Consider the following 17,812-nt stretch of genomic DNA (forward strand, 5'->3'; position numbering starts at 1 on the left):
GACGAGAAATACTAGTACAGAGGATTTCATAATTTTTTCAAATTAAAACTAATGAGAGGCCGCGCCTAGCCGTTTGCTAGCCATCAATATTCTAAATATTTTTCACCAAAACCTTATAAACCGCCTGCCGACTAACACCAAACCGCTCCGAAATCTCCCGCCTAGAAGCCCCCAGCTGCGCCATCTCCCTTATCTCATCCGCCCGCGTCCTCCTTGGCACCCGCACCAAAACAAACGCTTGGATCCGCACCGCCGCTTCATCCTGCACCTGTTCCCAAGGCTGTTCCTTACGAGTTACCAACGCCAGCTGCCGTTTCACTTCATCCTGAAACCGTTGTCGATACCGATGGTCCACGCGGTAGCGTGACGTGGGGTCTGAAGGATTGTGCTTGGCGCAGAACCGTCCACTGAACTTCCACGCATTGCCTTTACGTTTGCCATTCTCTAACGCTTCCACCACCGCGCGCATCGTCTTTCGCCAGCACAGCTCACAAAACGGATAATCCGGCGATATCTTGCGGCAATGATTGACGACCTCAGCGGCTTTTTCAGGTTTGACGCCCACTGACTTACGCGCCCGGCGCAACGACACAAATACCCCGACCTCGTATAGCGTCTCCAACAATGCCGTCAAATGCGGATCATGCGGCTGCTGCTTCGGTAATGCGCTGTGCACCATGTCCCTATGCTGCATGCTCAGCGGCCACAGGCGCTTACGCTCCCCGCGCTCCAATCCCATCTCCAACCAACGCGAAAACGGCCTATCAAGCAGCTCCGGCTGTCCCAAGGCATCCAAAGCCTGCGCCACCGGCGTATCCAGATACTCGCGCACCTTGCTCCAGATCGAATACCGCCGCGACGCCATGGTGTATGACGGCGTGCAGGCCTGCTCAAACGCCACCACCGCCGCCCTCACCAGCTCCGGGCAGCCGTCCCACACCACGATCTGATTTTTCCCTTTTGGTGCCATATCTTTGCTCAGCCCAGTCCTGTCAACCCCGCTGTCATATTTCAATCCTTTCAAGGTCTGAAGTTTCGAATAACTTTAGTACCTACTGAATTCTTTTGGAAGGAGTCGAATGTGAATACCCCACACAGCACCCAGGCGCTGGAAACCAACCTGAACCAAATGTACGGCCCGTTGCTGAGCCTGCCGCAACTGGCAGAGCTGCTGCACCGCAGCCCGGACGGTTTGCGGGTGGCGCTGCGCACGTCGCAGCCCTATGCGCTGCAAATCCGACAGGCCCGCGTGAAGATCGGGCGCAGGGTGTATTTCCGCACGGCCGACATCGCCAGTTATCTCAGCCAGGCAGGTGCCTGATGTTCACCAGGTTTGACTGGGCTTTGTCATTGCGCATCAAGCCCGTCGAAAAACTGATCCTGCTGGTACTGGTGAAGATGATGGATAACAAGGGAGCTTGCTTTCCCAGCATTCGCTTACTGGCCGAGCAATGCTGCGTGTCGGAACGCACGGTGCAGCGCACTTTGAAGCGATTTGAGGCCAATGGATGGCTGAAGATCGAGGCACGCTGGCGCGATAAAAACGCTGGCCAAACTTCTAACAGTTATCAGTTATTGGTTGAGCCGTCTGAAAACAAGCCCTCTGAAAACGATCCATACCCCCCTGTCAATTTGTCACCCTCCCCCCGTCAAATTGTCAGGGGCGGGGTGACACAGCTATGTCACCGGGGGGGTGACATAGCTGTGTCACCCCATGAACTACCAACTGAACTATCTATTGAAGATGTAGTACCGGAACAAGCTGTGGATAACAGACGGTTGATGATGCCGGAGCCGTTCAACGCAGGTGAAGCCGCAGAGGCAGCCGTTTTGCTGCATGGCATTGCGCAAGGCGACGCGCAGTTGCTGCTGGACGAAGTCGCGGGAGCGATGCGCAAGCCTGGCACCATCAAGACCACGCCGATGCAATTCCTGCGCGGGCTGATCAAAAAGCACCAAAAGGGCGATTTCAGGCCTTATCTCGGCAAACAGTTACCTGCCCATGACGACAGCAGAAAGAACGCTGCAGCAGCCCCAAAATCGACTGACAGCAGCATTGCCACAGCACACCTTGCGCAGATAAAGCAGATGTTGAGTGGCAACGCATCGCAATCTGCTGTCCGGGACTCCACCGGCCCGCCTTCGGATCGCCCTCCTGCATGACGACCAAGGCATCAGTACCGCTGCACGACAGGCGTCAAACCAAGCAGGCCCTGAAAAACACCTTGCGTATGCGATCAAAACGCGACGATGTGCGAAAGAACGCGAGGCAATGCGATTCATCGCGACGGAATGCGAGGGAACGCGAACATGCGCGATTTCAGCCAGCCCAGCCAAAGAATCGCACATGTTCGCGTGAAAAGTGACGGCAAGATATGTGTTGCACCGGTACAGGCGAGGCCTGCACCCGATCCAACACCTTCCTGATTCGCTGGCCGCTCAACAGGCCTTGCTCTGCGAGGCGAACGAGAGCTACCGCTCTTTCAACTTAACCACAGGAGAACGTGATGAATAAACCAAAAACAGACGCACCAAAAAAGAAACGCGGCGGACGCCCAAGAGGCAATTGCGTGGACGTGTACCTTGCGCCAGAGGAAAAGGCAGTCATTGCACAGCGTGCTGCCCGATCTGACAAATCCTATTCTGGTATGTTGCGCGCTTTAGGTTTGAACACACCCATTCCCTCCATCCTAGACAGCGATGTCATCGCTGAACTGGTCAGGGTCGGCGCAGAGGTGAATCAGGCAGGCAGCCAGTTGAAGGAGTGGCTTGCCGCAGATGGCAAAGATAGTGCCCCGGAGATCAACCCCGAAGCGCTGTTGCGTGAAATGCAGGCCCTCGCCGAACAGATGCGAGTTTTAATGGCCAAGGCAGTACGCGACCGCTGACGCGCCAGTCAATTCGACGGGATGCCTGGAACCTGTACCAGAGAGATTCCAGGCATTCACTCAGAATCCTTTGTTCTGGGCGCTGTTATGCGGAGTCGTGTGAGTAAAGCCTTTGGTTGCGGGCAGCGCACGGCCTTCTGCGGACGGCTTGCTGTCGGTTTCGCCGCCGCCTATGTTGATCACGACAACAGTTACCGCCACCACGGCGGCCACAAGAATGACGATGAGCTTGGTGTTCATTTTCCCTACCTTGATCCGGCCCAGGTGACATGGCATCACCGCAACCGGACAGCATAAATAGTCTAAATTCGAATATTCAAAAGCGGACTATAGCATCGAAAGATGCTTTATGGTCCCGCCTACGAGGCAATCCGCAACCTGCTCCGTGAGACTCGCAAACACGCGAATCTCACGCAGGTGGAGCTTGCCCAAAAATTGGGCCGTGGGCAAAGCTACGTTTCCAAGGTGGAACGCGGCGAACAGTACATTGATCTGGTGGAGTTTCTGGATTGGTGCCGGGCCTGCAACGCCAAGCCTGAGGAAGTCATCGCCAAACTCTGAGCGCCTGCGCTCTACGCACACTGCTGCTTGCGCCGCCGATCATGATTGGCCTGCATCGCCAGCCACGCTCTGGCGGTACTGAACCCCGCTTTTTCCAACCGCCGCGCCAAGTCAGCATCCACCGCCACCCTGCCGTCCAGTACGGCCTGCAACGCGGAAACCTCGACACCAAAGCGGCAGGCGGCATCGGCCACTGACAAACCCAGCGCGGCTATCACGTCTTCACGCAAGATTTCCCCTGGATGGCACGGAATCTGCACAGCCCTATTCCTTTCATTCAACCAGGGCGACATGACGACATGCCGCCCCATCCCCATCACGCCCGCACCTTGCGCGGCTTGATCGCGTCCAGTTTGTCCACCAAATCCTCGGCCCGCAAGTGGGTGTAACGCTTGAGCATCTGCATGGATTTGTGGCCACTGATCGCCGCCACTTCCTGATCGCTCAATCCCGCTTCCACCAAACGGCTGACCGCTTCATGCCGCAGGTCGTGAAAGCGCAGCCCCTCAATACCCAAACGCGCCTTGATGCCAAGCCAGACCTTGTTGAAGTTGTATGGCCTGCGTTTGCCGTCCTTGCCCGGTTCACCGTAGAAAATCAGGTCGGTGTCCAGCGGACGCACGGGATGCGTCAGGGCCTCACGGAACACCTGCGCCGCCTGTGCAGTCAGCGGCACAGTGCGCGGCTGGGTGTTCTTGGTTTCCAACAACCGCCCGACCCGGCGCGACAGATCGACCTGCGAACGCTTCAATGACGTGATTTCAGACGAGCGCATGCCGGTTTCAATGGCGATACGCACGATCCAGCGCAGCATGGGGTTCGAATGCGCGTCCACAGCTTCCAAGAGTGCAGTTTCTTCCGCAGGCGACAACCGCCGGTTACGCCCGGCTCCCGGCGATGGACGGCGCACATTGGCTACCGGGTTGTAGGCCAGCCCCAAGCCCCATTCCTTGATGGCGACGTTATATAAATGCCCCATCAGTGCCAGCTCCAAACGCACTGTGTTAGAGGCGCGAGGCTGCGGCACACCCTCCACACAGCGGTCTTCGCCCGACAAACGCCGGTCGCGGAAAGTCGCCACCATGTCGGGCGTAATCGCTGCCAGCGAATACTTGCCAAAGAAATTGACCAAAGCCGTCGAGCGCTTGCGCTCGGCATTCTGCGTCATGGGCCGCTTGGTGGGCGTCACTTCGTCCAGGTAGCGCCGCATGGCGGTGGCGAAGGTTTGCCGCTCGGCAGGCGCACGCTGGATGAACAGGCCGCGCACCATTTCATCTTCGGTGCGCCGTGCCCAATCTTCCGCATCGCGCTTCAGGCGGAATGTCTTGATGGTGGTGGGAAAGCCGGTGCGACGGATGACGGCTTTCCATGTGCCAGAGGGTGTTTTTACAAGGGTGGCCATGGTGCTTCAGTACAGTGTCTGCGTAGGGTCACTGTACCGAAACTGTACCGCAGCGCAACTTTTGTACCGAGGCAAAGAAAAAAGGCCTGCTGACGAATCAGCAAGCCTTTGATCTAAAACATAAATTCTGGTGGGTCCTGAGGGACTCGAACCCTCGACCAACGGATTAAAAGTCCGCTGCTCTACCGACTGAGCTAAAGACCCTTTTACTGCCGGGCTTCACCAGCGTTCAAAAACTGGTGAAGCTGTAAATTATGACGCAAACATCGCCTTGTGTCAAAAATCAGCGGCAAAAATGCAAAAAAGGGAGGTTCAGACTAACGCCCCTTTTCGTCTCGCAGCATCAGGCCCACACAGGATTGGCAGGCAGGCTGTCGGTTGCCATAACGCTCCGGTCTCAGCCCGCCCAATCCACTCTGCAGCCTTAGCGTGCCCGCGAGATTCGCACTTCTGCCCCGCGGCGCTTGACCTCAAGGCCTTGCGACGGCAGGATGCGCAGGCCTTCCAGGCCCTTGATGTAGCTCGACCCCTGCATTTGCATGACGCGGATTTTGTTGCGCATGACGACCGGGTTGTTGACCGGCATGCCGAACATCCAGACTTCGTCAAGCAGGCGGGCGGAGTTGAATTCGCCCGTGTGCAGCGTTGCCGGCCCCAGACAGAGCATGTGGCCTTCGCGGCCGAAGACGGGATACTGGTCCAGGCCGCATTCCATCGTAATGACGGTGCCGCCTTCGTAGCGCCAGCCGGTGTTCAGATCCCACCAGGCTTCGCCTTCGGGCAGGTAGACGGTCTGGGTCTTGCCGGCTTCGAGGATGGGCGCTACCAGCAGGGCCGGGCCCAGCAGGTACTGGGTTTGCCATTGCTGCGCACGTTCGTCGTTCGGGAACGACAGCGCCATGGAGCGCTGTACCGGCAAGCCGGTACGCGCGGCGTCTTCGATGGCCCCCAGCACGTAGGGGATGAGCCGGTAGCGCCAGCGCATCCAGACTTGGGCGGCCGCTTCGGCTTCTTCACCGAATTGCCAAGGCAGCAGGCCCTGCACGCCCTGGAAGATGAAGTTGCCGGAGAAGGTCAGTGCGGTGAGCCAACGAATGTAAAGCTCGGGCGTGACGGCATCGAGCGGCGCACGCACGTTGCCCAGCGCATGCATTTGCAATGGTACGGCACTGTCACCCAGAGCCAGCGCAGTGCGCAGGCTGAATGCCAAGCCGGCCCAATTATTGGGAACTTCGGGCGCAGCTTGCCACGGCAGGCGTTGCGCTGCCGGGAACAGGTCGCTGCCCGGCACCACGCCTTCCGGCGGGATTTTGTGTCCGGCGACAGCATCAAACAAGGAGCGGCGCGCCAGCAGCGGGTACAGGGTGCGCAAGGCCGCGCCGCTGTCGTCGCCACGCGAGACCAGGCCATCTTCCAGGTTGGCGGGCACGCTGCAATAAGGCGCTTCCAGTCCGTCCTGGAATAACTGGTGGTGACGGTCGCGCCATTGCGCGTAGACGTCCTTGTTGGTCAGGTCCAGCAAGGCATAGGCCTGTCCGTTGGTCGCAGCGATGCCAGGAAATACCTTGGCGTCGCCGGATTCTTCGGCCAGCAGCCAGCCGCGGTCTTCCAGTTCAGTGAAGGCTTCGGAACCGGCCAGGACGCCCGGAAATACGCTGGCGCTGACGTGCAGATCGCGCTGCTTGAAGAGCGCAAGGGCTTGCTTCGGATCAGGGAAGCGCTGCGCGTCCCATTCCAGGTTCAGCTTGCCCTCGCGCACCAGACACGCGGCCGGCTCGGGCAGTTGAACAACGTCCAGGCCCAAGCCGTGCTCGCGGAATTCCGCCGCCAGTTCAGCGGCTTCCGTCACCGACAGGTTTTCCGGCGTTTGCAGCCAGGTTCCCATGGCCCACAGGCTAGGCTGGCCAGCGCGGCCCGTCAGCTGGGTGTACTGGTTGAGGATTTCGCCCGGTTCGCCCGCGAACAGGAACAGGTCCAGAACGCCGCTGTCTACGCCAATGCGATAGTCGTCGGGGAATTCGCTGTCGCCCACGGCGTGCACGATGCGTTCAACACCGTTGACGTAGACGCCCCAGCCGCGCACGCTCCACGCCAGCGGCAGGGAACGGTGCGAAGGGTCGTCTGAAACGATGGTTTCGCCACGACGATCCAGGTCGCCAGCGGTTTCGCCCAGGCCATAGACGGCTTCGCCAGGCTCCAGGCCAAAGGCCAGCGCCCAGTAAGGTTCATCCTCACCGGCAGCACCGTGCCAGCTGCCCTGCTGCGCTGAATCTGCGCTCAGCAGGACGCGGTCGCCACGGCGCAGCACCAGCCGCCACGGGTGATGAGCCACTTCCAGCTCGACCTCACCTTGCTGCAAGCGCCAGATACCGGCATCACTGTCGGTATGGACTTCCATTTCGCCCACCGCTTCTTCACGCGCCAGCAGCATTTCCGCCACGGCTCGCGCACGCTGGGTGCGCGGCTTGTCGCCGGTAATTTTTTCCTGCGGCCCGGCACGCAGACGGAATACGCCCGGTGCATGCGGCTCGATCACCAGCACGCTTCCCGCACCCGCATCGAATTCGATGCGATTGGCAGAAGACTGACTGGGTTCGAGATGATCCAGTTGTATCGTATGGACGGAGTCGTACGTTGACGGCACTGAGCATCCCCCGGCCACGCGCAAACGGCCACGCGCGGCCTCCCCGGGAGGGATTCCGCACGCCCGACCATTCGCCCGAAGGCCTAAATAGCTTCAAAAGTCAGTATTCTGACGGATTTGCGCGGCGAAATAAACTCACTCCTGGATTTTCGAACTAAAATCCTGCCCTTTTTTCAGTCCGCCTGCCGCTTTTGTGCCGTCCCGATACGGGGAAAAGGCTAGCGATCTCTTGCACTAAGGGCTGCCCATCTATATCCGCTGCGGCAAATCGCCACATTCAGCCCGAAAACACATTTTGTTACTTTCGTCAGGCTTTTATCTTGCAGTCTGACTGCCGGCCCGGATATTGCTGGCACCGACACCCCAACCCAAGGCGCCGCCTGCAATCCTGGCAATCGGCAATAAAACTGCTTCCATCCGCTACGTCACTTCGTGACCGCCGCTATGGCCGCCATCCCCTGCATCGGTATGCAACGCCGATCGCCCCCATCAGCCCCCCCGTCAGCCCTCCCATTGGCCGGCACATCCTCCTGCGCCATTCCGCCCTGATCACGCCTGCCCATAGCGTCACGCATCCGCGCATCAATGCGCCGCCTAAGGCCGTATGGCTTCCAGCAGGTCCCGCTCCAACGGCAGGGGCTCGCCTTCCAGGCTGGCCGCCACCACATCGCCAGCCAGCGCGGCCCAGGAGAAGCCCCGGGAACCAAACGCAGTCGCTACCCAGGCATCCGGCAATTGCGGCACGGGACCGAGTACCGGCAAGCGCCCTGGTACGACCGCACGCCAGCCAGCCCAATCTCCCCCCCACCAGTCTTCTGCTCCGTCTGTCGTCGCCAGGCCGGCATCAGCCAGCATCGCCGGCATTTTTTCTGCGATGGCCAGACGCCGAGCCGTTTGGGTCCAGGTCGTTTTGTCTTCTTCATAGGTGCTGCCCAACACGCAGCGGCCAGCAAGCGCGGGCAGCACATAGCCCTCGGCCCCCAGCACGCAGGATGGCCCGCCGGCCAGGCGGCCAGACGGCCAGGAAGCAATCGCGCCCCCCGTCGCTTGCACGGTGGCCAGCCGGGGGGCCGCGTCAGCAGGCAGGCCGGTTTGTTGCAGCAATGGCCATGATGCCACCGCGCTCGTCATTATCAGCACCGCCCCCACTGCCAGCACCTGCCCGGCAGCATCCTGCGCCTGCCAGCCGTCGGTGCCATGCCGCAAAGCCGCAACACTGGCCTGCACGTGCCGGATACCCGGGAATGCCAGCAACGCGCCCAGCAGTTGCGGCGGGCGCACCAACATACCGGAGGCGAAATACACCCCGCCCTGACTCAGGTGCAGACCAGCGCACTCACTGGCTTCGTCCTGCTCCATCCAGCGCACCCAATCCGCCGGGAAGTCCAGCGCAGCCAGCGCGTCCCTGGGATCACCAGCCCGCCCTTCCAGGCGCTGCATCTGCAAGGCGCCGCAACGCAAAGGCGCAGCGTCTCCCGCCAATGCAGACCAGCGCGCCCAGGTGCGCAGGTTGCCGGCACGCGCCAGCCTGGCGCGCGGGTTGTCGTCGCGCGCAATCAGGGGCACACAGGCCGCTGCGGTGTGCCCCTGATGCACACCTCCATCCCGCACGGCCATCGGGTCCACTACCGTCACCTGCCAGCCCCGCAACGCCAGGGCATGGGCCATGCCGGCACCCGCCGGGCCGCCCCCGATCACCAGTGCGGTACGCGGTCCGCCATGGGCCTGCGGCAAGCGTGCCTTGCCAGGTGTGCGCAATGTTCTCCGCACCCCGGCCACCATATGCCGCTTGCCATGCAGGCCAGGTTTGCGCTCCACCAGGAAACCCGCATCTTCCATGGCCCGGCGCACATGCCCGGCGCTGCACCAGGTTGCCAGGGTTGCATCTGGCGCGGCCATGCGCGCCAGCCGGCGGAACAGGTGGGGCGACCACATTTCCGGGTTGCGCGCCGGGGAAAATCCATCGAAGAAATAGGCATCCACCCGCGCCTCCAGGCGCGGCGCCAATTCCAGCGCCTGCCCGAAACCCAGTGTCAGCGTCAGCGCGCCACCCTCGAACTCCAGCCGGTGCAAACCGGGCAGCGGATCCGGCCATTGTGCGTGCAACTGGGCGGCCAGATCCTGCAATTCGGGAGCCAGGCTGGCACGCCACATGGCCAACAGGCCCTCGCGTGTAAACGGATGGGCTTCAAGCGACACCACATGCAGGCGGCGACAACGGGACGGGTCGGCACGCCAAGCCTGCCATAACGCCAGGAAATTGCCCCCCAGGCCGAAACCCGTTTCACATACGGCGAAGCGCTCACGCCCGGCCCAGCGCCCGGGCAGGCTGTTGCCAGCCAGAAACACATGACGCGCCTGCGCCAGGGACCCTTGCGCCGCGTGATAGATATCGCCATAGTCAGGGCTATAGGGCAGCCCGGCGGAATCCAGGTCCGGCCGGGCCGGCTTCAATGCTTGATACGAAGAAGACATGTAAAAGAGATAGACTCCTGCATGGAATAATGAATATTACTGCCAGCGACCGCGCTGGCCTGTTTCTCCTGGATGAGCGAAGCATGAAGACCTCCTTTCCCGACCTGCCGGATCTCCTCTCGCTGCGCGCCCTGAGCGAAGCCATAGATACCGCCGTCAGCGCCGCCCATGCGGGCGCCGCCATCCTGCAGGCGTATTCACACCGCCGCGGCGATCTGGTGATCGACCACAAGGCGCAGAACGACCTGGTGTCCCAGGCCGACCGCGAGGCCGAAGAGGCGATCATCAGCGTGCTGCGTGAACGCACGCCCGACTTCGGCATCGTCGCCGAGGAAACCGGTGGCCGTCCCGAGGGCAAGGCCACCTGGTGCATAGACCCGCTGGACGGCACGACCAACTACCTGCACGGCATTCCTCACTATGCCGTCTCCATCGCCCTGGTCGCGCACGACGACGTCAGCAGCGACGGCCAGGAGAACCCTATCGTCGCCGTGGTCTACGACCCCAATCGCGAAGAGCTGTTCACGGCCGTGCAGGGCATAGGCGCATGGCTCAATGGCCGCCGCATCAGTGTGTCGCGTTCGCCATCACTGGATCAATCGGTACTGGCGACCGGCTTCCCGTTCCGCGACTTCTCCTTTGAAGCGCAGTACATGCCGATGCTGCACGACGCCATCCACTCGACCCGCGGCATCCGCCGCATCGGCGCGGCCGCGCTGGACCTGGCCTGGACGGCTTGCGGCCGCTTCGACGGTTACTGGGAAATGGGCCTGGCGCCCTGGGATGTCGCTGCCGGCACGCTGCTGGTGCGTGAAGCCGGCGGGCTGGCCGACGATATGTACGGACGCGAACCCTGGGCCCGTAGCGGTAATATCGTAGCTGGGAACAAAGCCGTCGCGCGCAGCCTGCAGGCGCTTGTCGCCCCCCATCTCGACCATGCCAGCCCGGCCAGCGGGCCCGGCGCATGCAACCAGGAACTGCCATGAACATCATTCCCGAGCTAAAAGACTGGCACGGTGAATTCCGCGATATCCGCCGGGACATCCATGCCCATCCGGAACTGAGCTACGAAGAAAAGCGCACCTCGGCGTTGATCCAGTCACTGCTGCAACAATGGGGCGTAGAAACCACCAGCGGCCTCGCCGGCACTGGCGTGGTGGGCACCATCCGCGGCAAACGCGGCAATAGCACCCGCGCCATCGGCCTGCGCGCCGATATCGACGCCCTGCCCATGCAGGAAGCCAACCAGTTCGGCCACGCCAGCACCTACGCCGGCCGTATGCATGCCTGCGGCCACGACGGTCATACCACCATGCTGCTGGCAGCCACGCGCTACCTGGCGCAGACGCGTGACTTCGACGGCGTCGTGCACGTCATTTTCCAACCTGCCGAAGAAGGCGGCGCCGGCGCCCGGCGCATGATAGAAGACGGCCTGTTCGAGCGTTTTCCGGTCGAAGCGGTCTTCGGCATGCATAACTGGCCGGGCCTGCCCGCTGGCGAATTCGGCGTGTGCGCCGGCCCCATCATGGCCTCTTGCGCCGAGTTCCAGATTCACATCGACGGCAAGGGCACCCATGCCGCCATGCCGCACCTGGGCGTGGACCCGATCATGCCTGCCGTGCAGATCGCCCAGGCCCTGCAGACCATCATCTCGCGCAACCGCAATCCGCTGGATACTGCCGTGCTGAGCATTACCCAGATCCATACCGGCAGCGCGGACAATATCATTCCCACGCATGCCGTGGTAAGCGGCACCGTGCGCACCTACGCCGACAGCATGACAGACATGGTCGAGCAGCGCATGCAAACCATCACGGAACAGATCGCCGCTGCATTCAATTGCGTCGGGCGATTGAAATTCCACCGCACCTATCCGGCCACCATCAACGACCCCGGCGAAGCCGCATTCTGCGCCCAGGCACTCAAAAGCGTCGCTGGCGCAGCACATGTCAATGACGCGGTGCGGCCGTCCATGGCGTCGGAAGATTTCGCCTACATGCTGAGGGTGCGGCCTGGCTGCTACTTCTGGCTGGGCTCCGGCGACGGCAGCCACCGCAGCGAAGGCCACGGCGAAGGCCCCTGTCTGCTGCATAACGACAGCTATGACTTCAACGACGAACTCATTCCCGTCGGCGCCTCGGCCTGGGTGGGCCTGGCACAGCAACGCCTGGCTCAAGCCGAGCCGACCTGAGCTGCGCCCGCACAACAGCCCCGCGGCCTGAGCCCCGGGGCCAGGCCTGATCCTGTGATGCGCCAGGCGCCCCGGGGTCGGAACCGATGTCTTGGTCCGTCTCCCCCGCTGCCCCTTCCGGGCCTACCACCGGCCCGGACCCTGCACCCCCTTTCCCATCCTCGCCGTATTACCGAAACACGCTGCCAACATACCAACCCTCGCCCCAAAGGCCTCATGGGGGCTATCATCATGGTTTTCCCGCTACGCCGCCGGAGTCCTGCGGACAGGACAGCGAAGGTGGCGCATGCCCTGGCATGGCAGCTGGCACTGTTTTCCAGAAACAGCATCCGGCCTGTCCCGGCCCGTGCACAGCGCTCGCCCGAGACTGGCCTTTCCTGCATAATCGCCACCATTTTTCTCAATTGAGTCGACAAGGACTTCAGGCATCATGAGCATCACCCCCTCCCAGCAACCGGCGGCGCCCAATCCCGGCGTGGAAACCCTGCCCGACTGGCCCGAAGGCAAGCACGCCACCCTGCGCGTCGTTCCCATGCCGGCCGACGCCAATTACTACGGCGATGTTTTCGGCGGCTGGATCATGTCCCATATCGACGTGGCTGGCGCCATTGTGGCGGCCCAGCTGGCCCAAGGCCGCGTTGGCACCGTGGCGGTCAACGCCATGCAATTCCGCCAGCCTGTGGGCGTGGGCGACCTGCTCGCCTTCTATGCCGAGATCACCCGTGTCGGCACAACCTCGGTGACCGTGCGCGTCGATGTTTTCGCACAACGACGCCTCATCGGCGATATCGTCAAGGTCACCGAAGCGACGTTAACCTATGTCGCCATGGATGAAGCTGGCAAGAAACGCAAGCTGCCCACGGCCTGAACCCGCGTAGCAGGAACCCATTGATGACGATCGCCTCCAGTACTCCCCCCGCACCGCGCCGCCTGGACCCGGAAGACGCCCAGCTCGCCCTGCGCCAGGTACAGGATTTGCTGCGCCGGCAGCAACTGGTTTCCGAACTGGCCCATCGCCAATACGCCGAGAACGACCGCGCCGGCCTGATGGAAAACCTGCTGCACCGGCAGCACGATGCGGAAATCAAGCTGCTGGTGGATCAGCTGCATCCGGCTGATATCGCCTTCATCCTTGAGTCCCTGCCCAAGGATGAACGCCAGATCATCTGGAGCCTGGTGGATCACAGCCACGATGCGGACGTGCTGCTGGAAGTCGACGACTGGGTGCGTGAATCGCTGATTGAGGCGATGGACCGCCAGGACCTGGTGGCCGCCACCAGCGACATGGATGCCGACGAACTGGCGGATATCGCGCCCGACCTGCCGCCGGATGTCGTCGCGGAAGTCCAGAAGGGACTGACCGACGAGGAACGCGCGCGTCTGCTGACGGCCATGGGCTACCCCGAGGACAGTGTCGGCGCCATCATGGACTTCGAGATGGTGCGCGTGCGCGAAGACGTCACCCTGGAGGTCGTCCTGCGCTACCTGCGCCGCCTGGGCGAACTGCCCGACCATACCGACCAGATCTTCGTCGTCGACCGCCAGGACCGCCTGCAAGGCACGCTGCCGCTGACGCGACTGCTGGTCTCGGAACCTGAAACCGATGTGCGCGACGTCATGAGCCCGGATTTCCTGGCGCTCAGCCCGACCGATTCCGATGCCGACGCCGCCGGCGCCTTCGAACGCTACGATCTGGTGTCCGCCCCCGTCACGGATGAACAAGGCAGACTCATCGGCCGCGTGACCATCGCGGATGTCGTGGACGTGATCCGCGAAGATTCCGATGAACAAGCCCTGTCACGCGCCGGGATGCAGGAAGAAGACATCTTCGCCCCCATGCGCGCCGCCATGCGCAACCGGGCGCCCTGGCTGCTGCTCAACCTCTGTACCGCCGCCATCGCTTCCATTGTTGCCTCGCGCTTTGAAGATACCGTCAGCCACATCGTCATCCTGGCCTTCCTCATGTCCATCGTCGCCGGGATCGGTGGCAACTCGGGCAATCAGACCATGACCATGATCATCCGCGCGCTGGCGGTCGGGCGCGTTACGCCAGACAACGTCTGGCGGCTGATCAAGAAAGAACTCAGCGTCACATTGCTGGTCGGGCTGTGCGGCAGCCTGGTCGCCGGGGGCTTCGCCTGGTTCATCTCCGGCGAAATATCCATTGCCCTCGTCATGATGGGCGCCATGGTCTGCAATATGCTGGTGGGCGCAGGCGTAGGGGTGCTGGTCCCCATGGTCCGTGCTCGCTTCGGCAAGGACCCGGCCCTGGGCTCTTCTGTGCTACTGACTTTCGCGACCGACAGTCTCGGCTTTTTCATCTTCCTGGGCCTGGCAACCATCTTCCTGGTCTGAGGCTCACACGCGGCCCCTGACCCGCCCAAGCCTTCCGGCGGCCAGCAAGCCTAACGGAAGAGGTCTTGCTGGGTCGCTGCGTCGAACAACTGCTCGGTCCATTGCTCCAGTTTGGTCACGCTGGCCTCGGACAGGCAACGTTGACTGTCTGCGGATGCTGCGCCAAATTTCCGTACCAACAAGCTGATACTGACAGCAGGTTTAAGTGATTGATATTTCTGGCCTGCCGAGAGCTGATCCGAAAGCATCCGGGCCAAGTAGAACATATTGCGCAAAGGCCACTGGGGGTAGCGGTCGCACACTGTATTGATCAATTCGGAGAACAAGTGCAACTGCCGCGTAAACAGGGTCTTGAATACCAGGTCATGACTGAGCGCCAGCCCTCGCGTAGGCGGCAAACTTGTACCCAATCGCAGGCTTGCCTCCTGCCGTCCTGACACCTGCATTCAGACACGGCCCGAAAACAAAAAGGCGTGAAACAGGCCATTGCCTATTTCACGCCCCTTATCCGATAGCCCCTGCTACGAAGGGCTGTCAGTGCAGCCTGCCAGCCTTTAGCCGACTCAGGCCAGCTTGCCGTGGCACTGCTTGTATTTCTTGCCACTGCCACAAGGGCATGGATCGTTGCGGCCCACCACAGGCACATCCGCACCAGCAGCGGCAGCCTCGTCGACCTTTTCGCCGCCAGCCTCGTATTGCGCATTGCGCACCTGGGCATCCGGCTCGGTCTGAACGACCTGCTCGGCCTGTTCCGGCGACTGGATACGCACCGTCATCAATACCTTGACGACTTCATTGCGCACGCGGTCCAGCATGTCTGAGAACAGTTCGAAGGCTTCGCGCTTGTATTCCTGCTTCGGATTCTTCTGCGCATAACCGCGCAGGTGAATCCCCTGGCGCAGGTGATCCAGCGCCGAAAGGTGAACACGCCATTGCATATCCATGGCCTGCAACAGGATGGAACGCTCGAACTGGCCCCAGCTTTCGGCGCCCACGCGTTCAATCTTGCCGTGGTACACCGCACGGGCCGCTTCCAGGACGTCAGCCAGGATCTCTTCCTCGCCGTAGTCAGCCTGCTTCTCGAGCTTTTCCGCCAGCGGCAATTGCAACTGCCATTCGGCTTCCAGCACGTTCTGCAGGCCTGTGATGTTCCATTGCTCTTCCAGAGTGCCATGCGGCACATACTGGGCGACCAGTTCCTGGAACGTGGCGTCACGCAGGTTATCGACCATCTCGGTCAGGGAGTCCGATTCCAGCACTTCATTGCGCTGGGCGTAGATCACCTTGCGCTGGTCGTTGGCGACGTCGTCGTACTCCAGCAGCTGCTTGCGGATATCGAAGTTGCGCGCTTCGACCTTGCGCTGCGCGGTTTCGATGGAACGCGACACCATTCCGGCCTCGATGGGCTCACCTTCCGGCAGGCGCAGGCGTTCCATGATGGCGCGCACGCGCTCACCGGCGAAGATGCGCATCAGCGGATCTTCCAGCGACAGGTAGAAACGCGAGGAACCCGGATCACCCTGGCGGCCGGCACGGCCACGCAGCTGGTTGTCGATACGGCGCGATTCATGGCGTTCAGTACCGATGATACGCAGGCCGCCGGCTTCCTTCACCTGGCGGTTGAGCGGCTCCCATTCGGTGCGCACGGCAGCAATCTGCTCAGCCTTGGCGGCTTCGGGCAGGCTGTCATCCAGCTGGATCAGGCCGATCTGCTTCTCGATGCTGCCACCCAACACGATATCGGTACCACGACCCGCCATGTTGGTGGCAATGGTGATGTGGCCCGGCTTGCCGGCTTCAGCAACGATTTCTGCTTCGCGGGCGTGCTGCTTGGCGTTCAGCACGCTGTGCGGCAGGCCGGCGGCCTTCAGGCGCTCGGAAATCAGCTCGGAGTTTTCAATGCTGGTCGTACCGACCAGCACGGGCTGGCCGCGCTCATGGCAATCGCGGATATCCGCGATGATGGCGTTGTACTTTTCTTCGTTGGTCTTGAAGACCTGATCGTTCTGATCCTTGCGAACCATCGGCCGGTTGGTCGGAATGATCACCGTTTCCAGGCCATAGATCTGCTGGAACTCGTAGGCTTCGGTATCTGCCGTGCCCGTCATGCCGCCCAGCTTGTCGTACATGCGGAAGTAGTTCTGGAAGGTGATCGAGGCCAGCGTCTGGTTCTCGTTCTGGATCTTCACGCCTTCCTTGGCCTCGACCGCCTGGTGCAGGCCGTCGGACCAGCGCCGGCCTACCATCAGGCGGCCGGTGAACTCATCAACGATGACCACTTCGCCGTCCTGCACCACATAGTGCTGGTCGCGGTGGAACAGGTTGTGCGCACGCAATGCTGCCATCAAGTGGTGCATCAGCGTGATATGACGCGGGTCGTACAGCGATTCACCTTCCGGCAGCAGGCCCAGGCGCGCCAGGATCTGTTCAGAATGTTCGTGACCGCTTTCGGACAGGTAGACCTGGTGGCTCTTTTCGTCCACCCAGAAGTCGCCTTCGGGTTCCGGCTCGTGCGGCTTGGGCTCGGATGCCATGCGCTTGAGCAACGGCGGCACGGCGTTCATGCCCACATACATCTGGGTATGGTCTTCGGCCGGACCGGAAATGATCAGCGGAGTCCGGGCTTCGTCGATCAGAATGGAATCGACTTCGTCGACGATGGCGAAGAACAGCTTGCGCTGACGCTTGTCGTCGGCGCGATATTCCATATTGTCGCGCAGGTAGTCGAAACCGAATTCATTGTTCGTGCCGTAGGTGATGTCGGCACGATAGGCGGCGCGCTTTTCCTCGTTATCCTGCTGGGGCACGACAACGCCCACGGTCAGGCCAAGGAAATTGTAGAGGCGCGACATCTGGGCCGCATCGCGCCGCGCCAGGTAGTCATTGACCGTCACGACGTGTACGCCCTGGCCTGCCAACGCATTGAGGTAGACCGGCAAGGTCGCCATCAGCGTCTTGCCTTCGCCAGTGCGCATTTCGGCGATCTTGCCATCATGCAGGGCCATGCCACCCATCAACTGGACGTCGAAGTGGCGCATGCCAAAGACACGGCGACCGACTTCGCGCACCACGGCAAAAGCCTCAGGCAACAGGTCATCCAGCTTGGCGCCATCGGCCAGGCGCTTCTTGAATTCCGGCGTTTTGGCCGCCAGCGCTTCATCGGACAGCGCCTTGATGGAATCTTCCAGCGCATTGATTTGCGCCACCTGGCGCCGGTACTGCTTGAGCAGCCGATCATTGCGGCTGCCAACGATTTTTTTCAGCAGAGAAAGCATGCGAGTGGGGACACAGTTAGC

General features: G+C 61.5%; 16 protein-coding genes and 1 tRNA gene. 8 read left to right on the forward strand and 9 right to left on the reverse strand.

Annotated elements, in window-relative coordinates; all coding sequences use genetic code 11:
* Positions 1 to 91: 91 nt before the first annotated feature.
* Entirely contained in the window at positions 92 to 1,024 is a 933-nt protein-coding gene (locus tag ACEW7X_RS13930) for a helix-turn-helix domain-containing protein (protein ID WP_420177331.1), read from the reverse strand.
* Between the two features lie 57 nt (positions 1,025 to 1,081).
* On the opposite strand from ACEW7X_RS13930, the gene ACEW7X_RS13935 reads away from it, so the two are divergent.
* The 3 genes from ACEW7X_RS13935 to ACEW7X_RS13945 all read left to right on the forward strand — a co-directional run bounded on the left by ACEW7X_RS13935 (position 1,082) and on the right by ACEW7X_RS13945 (position 2,888).
* The gene (locus tag ACEW7X_RS13935; RefSeq protein WP_415359154.1) at positions 1,082 to 1,321 is read left to right on the forward strand and encodes a DNA-binding protein; all 240 of its coding nucleotides are present in this window, start codon (positions 1,082 to 1,084) and stop codon (positions 1,319 to 1,321) included.
* Positions 1,321 to 2,163: a helix-turn-helix domain-containing protein gene (locus ACEW7X_RS13940; protein WP_420177332.1), complete on the forward strand. Its 843-nt coding sequence runs from the start codon at positions 1,321 to 1,323 to the stop codon at positions 2,161 to 2,163. The genes ACEW7X_RS13935 and ACEW7X_RS13940 overlap by 1 nt, the downstream gene beginning before the upstream one ends.
* 344 nt (positions 2,164 to 2,507) lie before the next feature.
* The gene (locus ACEW7X_RS13945; protein ID WP_420177333.1) at positions 2,508 to 2,888 is read left to right on the forward strand and encodes a plasmid mobilization protein; all 381 of its coding nucleotides are present in this window, start codon (positions 2,508 to 2,510) and stop codon (positions 2,886 to 2,888) included.
* A 60-nt stretch (positions 2,889 to 2,948) separates the two neighbouring features.
* On the opposite strand, the gene ACEW7X_RS13950 is transcribed toward ACEW7X_RS13945, so the two are convergent.
* A complete protein-coding gene (locus ACEW7X_RS13950; protein WP_420177334.1) occupies positions 2,949 to 3,128 on the reverse strand; it encodes a hypothetical protein in 180 nt (59 codons plus the stop codon).
* 102 nt (positions 3,129 to 3,230) lie between these two features.
* Here ACEW7X_RS13950 and ACEW7X_RS13955 point away from each other — a divergent pair, with 102 nt between their 5' ends.
* Positions 3,231 to 3,449 carry a helix-turn-helix transcriptional regulator gene (locus tag ACEW7X_RS13955; protein ID WP_420177335.1) on the forward strand — a complete coding sequence of 73 codons (219 nt, stop codon included), beginning with the start codon at positions 3,231 to 3,233 and terminating at the stop codon, positions 3,447 to 3,449.
* 11 nt (positions 3,450 to 3,460) lie between these two features.
* On the opposite strand, the gene ACEW7X_RS13960 is transcribed toward ACEW7X_RS13955, so the two are convergent.
* The 5 genes from ACEW7X_RS13960 to mnmD all read right to left on the reverse strand — a co-directional run bounded on the left by ACEW7X_RS13960 (position 3,461) and on the right by mnmD (position 9,970).
* On the reverse strand, positions 3,461 to 3,742 hold the full coding sequence (locus ACEW7X_RS13960; RefSeq protein WP_420177336.1) for a HigA family addiction module antitoxin: 282 nt from the start codon (positions 3,740 to 3,742) through the stop codon (positions 3,461 to 3,463).
* 23 nt (positions 3,743 to 3,765) lie between these two features.
* Entirely contained in the window at positions 3,766 to 4,851 is a 1,086-nt protein-coding gene (locus ACEW7X_RS13965; protein WP_420177337.1) for an integrase, read from the reverse strand.
* A gap of 128 nt (positions 4,852 to 4,979) precedes the next feature.
* Positions 4,980 to 5,055, reverse strand: a tRNA-Lys gene (locus tag ACEW7X_RS13970).
* Positions 5,056 to 5,275: 220 nt separating this feature from the next.
* The gene (locus tag ACEW7X_RS13975; RefSeq protein ID WP_068366993.1) at positions 5,276 to 7,495 is read right to left on the reverse strand and encodes a glycoside hydrolase family 31 protein; all 2,220 of its coding nucleotides are present in this window, start codon (positions 7,493 to 7,495) and stop codon (positions 5,276 to 5,278) included.
* Positions 7,496 to 8,089: 594 nt separating this feature from the next.
* Complete coding sequence (mnmD, locus tag ACEW7X_RS13980) at positions 8,090 to 9,970, reverse strand: tRNA (5-methylaminomethyl-2-thiouridine)(34)-methyltransferase MnmD (RefSeq protein ID WP_339138937.1); 1,881 nt, start codon at positions 9,968 to 9,970, stop codon at positions 8,090 to 8,092.
* 83 nt (positions 9,971 to 10,053) lie between these two features.
* Here mnmD and ACEW7X_RS13985 point away from each other — a divergent pair, with 83 nt between their 5' ends.
* The 4 genes from ACEW7X_RS13985 to mgtE all read left to right on the forward strand — a co-directional run bounded on the left by ACEW7X_RS13985 (position 10,054) and on the right by mgtE (position 14,516).
* Complete coding sequence (locus ACEW7X_RS13985; RefSeq protein ID WP_068367759.1) at positions 10,054 to 10,956, forward strand: inositol monophosphatase family protein; 903 nt, start codon at positions 10,054 to 10,056, stop codon at positions 10,954 to 10,956.
* Complete coding sequence (locus tag ACEW7X_RS13990) at positions 10,953 to 12,161, forward strand: M20 aminoacylase family protein (RefSeq protein ID WP_068366997.1); 1,209 nt, start codon at positions 10,953 to 10,955, stop codon at positions 12,159 to 12,161. Before ACEW7X_RS13985 ends, ACEW7X_RS13990 begins: the two co-directional genes overlap by 4 nt.
* Before the next feature lie 430 nt (positions 12,162 to 12,591).
* Positions 12,592 to 13,029 carry an acyl-CoA thioesterase gene (locus ACEW7X_RS13995; RefSeq protein ID WP_083969357.1) on the forward strand — a complete coding sequence of 146 codons (438 nt, stop codon included), beginning with the start codon at positions 12,592 to 12,594 and terminating at the stop codon, positions 13,027 to 13,029.
* Between the two features lie 23 nt (positions 13,030 to 13,052).
* Entirely contained in the window at positions 13,053 to 14,516 is a 1,464-nt protein-coding gene (mgtE, locus tag ACEW7X_RS14000) for a magnesium transporter (RefSeq protein ID WP_068366999.1), read from the forward strand.
* Between the two features lie 50 nt (positions 14,517 to 14,566).
* Here mgtE and ACEW7X_RS14005 read toward each other — a convergent pair whose 3' ends face one another.
* Positions 14,567 to 14,926: a hypothetical protein gene (locus ACEW7X_RS14005; protein ID WP_127775109.1), complete on the reverse strand. Its 360-nt coding sequence runs from the start codon at positions 14,924 to 14,926 to the stop codon at positions 14,567 to 14,569.
* 153 nt (positions 14,927 to 15,079) lie between these two features.
* Positions 15,080 to 17,791: a preprotein translocase subunit SecA gene (gene secA / locus ACEW7X_RS14010; RefSeq protein ID WP_130486564.1), complete on the reverse strand. Its 2,712-nt coding sequence runs from the start codon at positions 17,789 to 17,791 to the stop codon at positions 15,080 to 15,082.
* Positions 17,792 to 17,812 lie beyond the last annotated feature (21 nt).

It is taken from the genome of Kerstersia gyiorum (genome assembly GCF_048595715.1).
In the GTDB taxonomy this organism is placed as follows: domain Bacteria; phylum Pseudomonadota; class Gammaproteobacteria; order Burkholderiales; family Burkholderiaceae_B; genus Kerstersia; species Kerstersia gyiorum.

What these genes read in the sequence shown, in the direction of transcription:
- ACEW7X_RS13965 (WP_420177337.1), bottom strand. Translation starts at nt 4,851, where the DNA reads ATGGCCACCCTTGTAAAAACACCCTCTGGCACATGGAAAGCCGTCATC.
- ACEW7X_RS13995 (WP_083969357.1), top strand. Translation starts at nt 12,592, where the DNA reads ATGAGCATCACCCCCTCCCAGCAACCGGCGGCGCCCAATCCCGGCGTG.
- mnmD (WP_339138937.1), bottom strand. Translation starts at nt 9,970, where the DNA reads ATGTCTTCTTCGTATCAAGCATTGAAGCCGGCCCGGCCGGACCTGGAT.
- ACEW7X_RS13955 (WP_420177335.1), top strand. Translation starts at nt 3,231, where the DNA reads ATGCTTTATGGTCCCGCCTACGAGGCAATCCGCAACCTGCTCCGTGAG.
- ACEW7X_RS13940 (WP_420177332.1), top strand. Translation starts at nt 1,321, where the DNA reads ATGTTCACCAGGTTTGACTGGGCTTTGTCATTGCGCATCAAGCCCGTC.
- secA (WP_130486564.1), bottom strand. Translation starts at nt 17,791, where the DNA reads ATGCTTTCTCTGCTGAAAAAAATCGTTGGCAGCCGCAATGATCGGCTG.
- ACEW7X_RS13960 (WP_420177336.1), bottom strand. Translation starts at nt 3,742, where the DNA reads ATGTCGCCCTGGTTGAATGAAAGGAATAGGGCTGTGCAGATTCCGTGC.
- mgtE (WP_068366999.1), top strand. Translation starts at nt 13,053, where the DNA reads ATGACGATCGCCTCCAGTACTCCCCCCGCACCGCGCCGCCTGGACCCG.
- ACEW7X_RS13950 (WP_420177334.1), bottom strand. Translation starts at nt 3,128, where the DNA reads ATGAACACCAAGCTCATCGTCATTCTTGTGGCCGCCGTGGTGGCGGTA.
- ACEW7X_RS13945 (WP_420177333.1), top strand. Translation starts at nt 2,508, where the DNA reads ATGAATAAACCAAAAACAGACGCACCAAAAAAGAAACGCGGCGGACGC.
- ACEW7X_RS13990 (WP_068366997.1), top strand. Translation starts at nt 10,953, where the DNA reads ATGAACATCATTCCCGAGCTAAAAGACTGGCACGGTGAATTCCGCGAT.
- ACEW7X_RS13985 (WP_068367759.1), top strand. Translation starts at nt 10,054, where the DNA reads ATGAAGACCTCCTTTCCCGACCTGCCGGATCTCCTCTCGCTGCGCGCC.